Here is a 4,735-nt window from a genome sequence, read left to right as displayed (position 1 = left end):
CCGGGCCGGCCCGGTGATGCCCTCGTCCAGGTCGACGGTGGTCACCAGCCCGTCGCCGAGCCGGTGGCAGAGCAGCGCCGCGTTGTAGCCGGTGCCGGTGCCGATCTCCAGCACGGCTTCCCCGTCCCGCAGCTCCAGCGCCTGGAGCATCCCGGCCATCAGCGACGGCTGGCTGGAGGAGGAGACCAGCTCCCCGCCGCGTACGTCGGTGGCCAGCGGCCGGTCCAGGTAGGCGCCCTCCAGCCAGCGCGCCCGCTTGTCCGGGTCGGGGTCCTCGGCGGCCAGCCGCTCGTAACCACCCAGCACGCCGATGTGGTAGCCCGGCACGAACAGGTGGCGGGGCACCTCCTCGAAGGCGGCCCGCCAGGCCGGGTCGGGAAGGTCGCCGCCGGCCGCGATCTCCCGTACCAGCTCGTGCCGCGCCTTCGCCGCCGGCTCGGCGAACGGGTCGTCTCGGCGCGTGTCCCGGTGTGTGCCCATACCTCCACTGTGCTGCTCCGGGGCCCGCCCGGCGACCACGGGTCCGGCCCCGCGCGGCCGTCAGGCGGCGAGCGCGGCGGGCTCGCCGAGGCGGCCGGCCGCCGTGCGCCAGGCGTCGGTGACGGCCCGGTGCGCCTGGCCGGTGCCCGCCATGAGCCCGTCGCCGGTCAGCCGCACCGGGGCGCCGACGTGGACGTGCAGGCAGGGGCGGCGCAGGGGGGCGGTGGCCAGGCCGGCGAGCTGCTTGGGCACGCTGCCGGAGGTGATCCTGCGGGCGCCGGCCTGGCCGACGGGGACGATCGGGGCCCCGGTGCGCAGGGCGAGCCGGGCCAGGCCGCTGCGGAAGGCGGCGGGCGCGGCCTCGGCGGAGTCCGGGCGCTCGGGGATGCCGCCCTCGGCGTAGATCAGCAGCAGCCTGCCGTCCCGCAGGGCGTCGGCGGCGAGGTCGAGCGAGTCGGCGGCGCGCGGGCCGCCGCGGTGGACCGGGATGTGCCCCTCGCGGGCCAGGGCGCGGCCGAGGACGGGCGCCCGCCACAGTCCGGCGGTGGCCATCACCACCGGCCGGGCGCCGAGCCGGTGCAGTGCGGCGAGCACCACGGCGGGGTCGGCGAGCGAGGTGTGGTTGGCGGTGACGATGCTGCCGGGCCGCAGCTCCGCGCCCGGGTCCGAGGTGACGGTGAGCCGGCCGAAGGCGGGCACCAGCAGGTCGGCGAGGCGGCTGAGCACGGGGCGTCTCCCTGGTCGGGGCCGTCGGCGGCCCCGGGTCGGGGCCGGGGTGGTCCGCTCCCGGCCCTGGGCTCGCGGCCCCGGGTCCGGGGCCGTCGGTGACCCATCCTCGGCGGGCGGCCCGCCCCGGTCCTGAGCGCTCGTACTCAGCTTCTCCCCGGCCGGAGACGGCGGGTCCTAGGCCCGCGGACCTCCGCCGGGCCGTCTGAGACGATGGAGGCGTGAACGAGATCCCGCGCGGCACGCTTCAGGAGCAGACCTTCTACGAGCAGGTGGGCGGCGAGGAGACCTTCCGCCGCCTGGTCCGCCGGTTCTACGAGGGGGTGGCCGGCGACCCGCTGCTGCGGCCGATGTACCCGGAGGAGGACCTGGGCCCGGCCGAGGAGCGGCTGGTGCTGTTCCTCATGCAGTACTGGGGCGGCCCGCGCACCTACAGCGACAACCGCGGCCACCCGCGGCTGCGGATGCGGCACGCCCCCTTCACCGTGGACCGCGCCGCGCACGACGCCTGGCTGAAGCACATGCGGGCGGCCGTGGACGAGCTGGGCCTGTCCGAGGAGCACGAGCGGACGCTCTGGAACTACCTGACGTACGCCGCTGCCTCGATGGTCAACACCGCGGGCTGAGCCCTCCCGCCCGGAGGGCTCAGCGCGCGGTGACGCTCAGGCCGCCGGCGCCGGAGGTGCGGACGGCGACGGAGCCGAACGGGGTGCGCAGCCGCAGCCAGGGGCCGGCGGCCAGCAGGCCGACCGGCACCTGCGGCGCCGGGAGGAAGCCGAGCGCCTGCGCCGCGTGCACGGCGCGCAGCGGCAGCCCGGTGGAGCCGACGGTGCGGGTCCAGATCTCCCGGCCGATGCGGTCGCGTTCGGCGCGGGTGCGCCGCTGCTCGGGCAGGGCGTCGGCCAGGCCGCGGAACTCCGCGACGGCCGCGCCGACGGCGCCGCGCAGGGTGGCGGCCGGGGGCAGTCCGGGGACCTCCCGCCAGCCGCCGCGCGGGGGCAGCACCCCGGCCCACGGCGGTCCGGTGACGGGCTCGGGCAGTACGGCCTTGCCCTCGGACTCGGCGATGCCGTCGAGGAGTCGGCCGGCGGAGACGGTGGCGTCCAGCGCGGCGTCGTCCAGCAGGGACGCGGTGCGGACGGCCAGCACCTCGAAGGACGGCGGCCGTCCGAACACGGCCAGGGTGCCGCCGCCCGCCTGGAGGCGGACCGCGGCGGCCCGGTCGTAGTGGAGCAGCCGGGCCAGGAAGGCGGCGAGATCGTCCGCCTCCCTGGCGTCGGCGAAGTGCAGCGGCGCCGTCATGCCGCGGGGGCCTCCCCGTGCATGCCGTCGTCCACGTACTCCTCCAGGAAGGACCGCTCCTCGGCGCTGATGCGGCGCGGCCGCTGGGCGTCGAGGTCGAACGGCACGACGACCGTGGACGCCCGGACGTACACCGTGCCGGGGTCCTTGATCTCGTACGCGATGGTGAGCGAGGCCGCGCCGATCTTGGTGACCCAGGATTCGACGGTCACCGGCTCGTGCCGGTGCACCAGGGGCCGTACGTAGTCGATCTCGTGCCGGGCCACCACGGACCCGCCGGAGAACGACGGCGAACCGTCGCCCGGCGCCAGCCGGAACATGAAGTCGATCCGGGCCTCCTCCAGGTAGCGGAGGAAGACCACGTTGTTGACGTGCCCGAAGGCGTCCATGTCCGACCAGCGCAACGGGCACTGGTAGATGTGTCGAGCCACTGCCGCTGCCTCAGCCCCGGGTGAGCTTCTTGTACGTGGCACGGTGCGGCCGGGCCGCGTCCGCGCCCAGGCGCTCGATCTTGTTCTTCTCGTAGGACTCGAAGTTCCCCTCGAACCAGAACCACTTGGACTCGCCCTCGTACGCCAGGATGTGCGTGGCGACCCGGTCGAGGAACCAGCGGTCGTGGGAGACGACCACGGCGCAGCCGGGGAAGTCCAGGAGGGCGTTCTCCAGGGAGGACAGGGTCTCGACGTCGAGGTCGTTGGTCGGCTCGTCGAGGAGCAGCAGGTTGCCGCCCTGCTTGAGGGTGAGCGCCAGGTTGAGGCGGTTGCGCTCGCCGCCGGAGAGCACCCCGGCCGGCTTCTGCTGGTCCGGGCCCTTGAAGCCGAACGCCGAGACGTAGGCGCGGGAGGGCATCTCGACCTGGCCGACGTTGATGTAGTCCAGCTCGTCGGAGACGACGGCCCACAGCGTCTTCTTGGGGTCGATGTTGGAGCGGCTCTGGTCGACGTAGCTGATCTTGACGGTCTCGCCGACCTTGATGGAGCCGGAGTCGGCGTCCTCCAGGCCCTGGATCATCTTGAACAGCGTGGTCTTGCCGGCGCCGTTGGGGCCGATCACGCCGACGATGCCGTTGCGCGGGAGGGTGAAGCTGAGGTCGTCGATGAGGACCTTGTCGCCGAAGGCCTTGTTGAGGTTCTCGACCTCGACGACGACGCTGCCCAGGCGCGGGCCCGGCGGGATCTGGATCTCCTCGAAGTCCAGCTTCCTGGTCTTCTCCGCCTCGGCGGCCATCTCCTCGTAGCGGGCGAGACGGGCCTTGGACTTGGCCTGGCGGCCCTTGGCGTTGGAGCGGACCCACTCCAGCTCTTCCTTGAGCCGCTTGGCGCGCTTGGCGTCCTTCTGGCCCTCGACCTTGAGACGGGTCTGCTTGGTCTCCAGGTACTTGGAGTAGTTGCCCTCGTAGGGGTAGGCGCGGCCGCGGTCCAGCTCCAGGATCCACTCGGCGACGTTGTCCAGGAAGTACCGGTCGTGGGTGATGGCGACGACGGTGCCGGCGTACTTGGCGAGGTGCTGCTCCAGCCACTGCACGGACTCGGCGTCCAGGTGGTTGGTGGGCTCGTCGAGCAGCAGCAGGTCGGGGGCCTCCAGCAGCAGCTTGCAGAGCGCGACGCGGCGCTTCTCGCCACCGGAGAGGTTGTTCACCGGCCAGTCGCCGGGCGGGCAGCCCAGCGCGTCCATGGCCTGCTCGAGCTGCGCGTCGAGGTCCCAGGCGTTCGCGTGGTCCAGGTCCTCCTGGAGCTTGCCCATTTCCTCCATGAGAGCGTCGGTGTAGTCCGTCGCCATCTCCTCGGCGATCTGGTTGAACCGGTCCAGCTTGCCCTTGGTCTCGGCGACGCCCTCCTGGACGTTCTCCAGGACGGTCTTGCTCTCGTCCAGCGGGGGCTCCTGGAGCAGGATGCCGACGCTGTAGCCGGGCGAGAGGAACGCGTCGCCGTTGGACGGCTGCTCCAGACCCGCCATGATCTTGAGCACGGTGGACTTACCGGCGCCGTTCGGGCCGACCACACCGATCTTCGCGCCGGGCAGGAAGCTCAGCGTCACGTCATCGAGGATGACCTTGTCGCCGTGCGCCTTGCGCGTCTTGCGCATCGTGTAGATGTACTCAGCCAAGAGAAACCGTCCGGCAATCCGAGAGTGGGCAGATACACCCATCTTGCCGTACCCCGGCCCCCCGACGACAACGAGTAGTCGGGGGGCCGGGGTACGGCAAGATGGGTGTATCTGCCCACTC

At 73.0% G+C, this 4,735-nt stretch carries 5 protein-coding genes and 1 pseudogene; 1 reads left to right on the top strand and 5 read right to left on the bottom strand.

Going from position 1 to position 4,735, the window contains the following annotated elements; translation table 11 throughout:
• Both C6N75_RS09425 and C6N75_RS09420 read right to left on the bottom strand, forming a co-directional pair.
• Positions 1-480: pseudogene (locus C6N75_RS09425) on the bottom strand (methyltransferase domain-containing protein); the annotation flags it as partial.
• Between the two features lie 60 nt (positions 481-540).
• The gene (locus tag C6N75_RS09420) at positions 541-1,206 is read right to left on the bottom strand and encodes a lysophospholipid acyltransferase family protein (RefSeq protein ID WP_105868413.1); all 666 of its coding nucleotides are present in this window, start codon (positions 1,204-1,206) and stop codon (positions 541-543) included.
• Between the two features lie 221 nt (positions 1,207-1,427).
• Here C6N75_RS09420 and C6N75_RS09415 point away from each other — a divergent pair, with 221 nt between their 5' ends.
• A complete protein-coding gene (locus C6N75_RS09415) occupies positions 1,428-1,832 on the top strand; it encodes a globin (RefSeq protein ID WP_105868412.1) in 405 nt (134 codons plus the stop codon).
• Between the two features lie 19 nt (positions 1,833-1,851).
• On the opposite strand, the gene C6N75_RS09410 is transcribed toward C6N75_RS09415, so the two are convergent.
• Genes C6N75_RS09410 through ettA form a run of 3 tightly spaced genes read right to left on the bottom strand, consistent with a single transcriptional unit; the run spans position 1,852 to position 4,614 of the window.
• Positions 1,852-2,508, bottom strand: a complete 657-nt coding sequence (locus C6N75_RS09410) for a hypothetical protein (protein ID WP_105868411.1) — start codon at positions 2,506-2,508, stop codon at positions 1,852-1,854.
• Positions 2,505-2,939, bottom strand: coding sequence for an acyl-CoA thioesterase (locus tag C6N75_RS09405; protein ID WP_105868410.1), 435 nt, complete (start codon positions 2,937-2,939; stop codon positions 2,505-2,507). The genes C6N75_RS09410 and C6N75_RS09405 overlap by 4 nt, the downstream gene beginning before the upstream one ends.
• A gap of 10 nt (positions 2,940-2,949) precedes the next feature.
• Positions 2,950-4,614 carry an energy-dependent translational throttle protein EttA gene (gene ettA, locus C6N75_RS09400; RefSeq protein WP_105868409.1) on the bottom strand — a complete coding sequence of 555 codons (1,665 nt, stop codon included), beginning with the start codon at positions 4,612-4,614 and terminating at the stop codon, positions 2,950-2,952.
• Positions 4,615-4,735 lie beyond the last annotated feature (121 nt).

This window comes from Streptomyces solincola, from assembly GCF_002982015.1.
In the GTDB taxonomy this organism is placed as follows: domain Bacteria; phylum Actinomycetota; class Actinomycetes; order Streptomycetales; family Streptomycetaceae; genus Streptomyces; species Streptomyces solincola.
Note: the sequence above shows the minus strand (reverse complement) of the source record. Positions and strands in the feature narration are given on the sequence as shown.

Bases quoted from the DNA above. Each gene is read 5' to 3' on its own strand.
- C6N75_RS09410 (WP_105868411.1), bottom strand. From the start codon at position 2,508: ATGACGGCGCCGCTGCACTTCGCCGACGCCAGGGAGGCGGACGATCTC.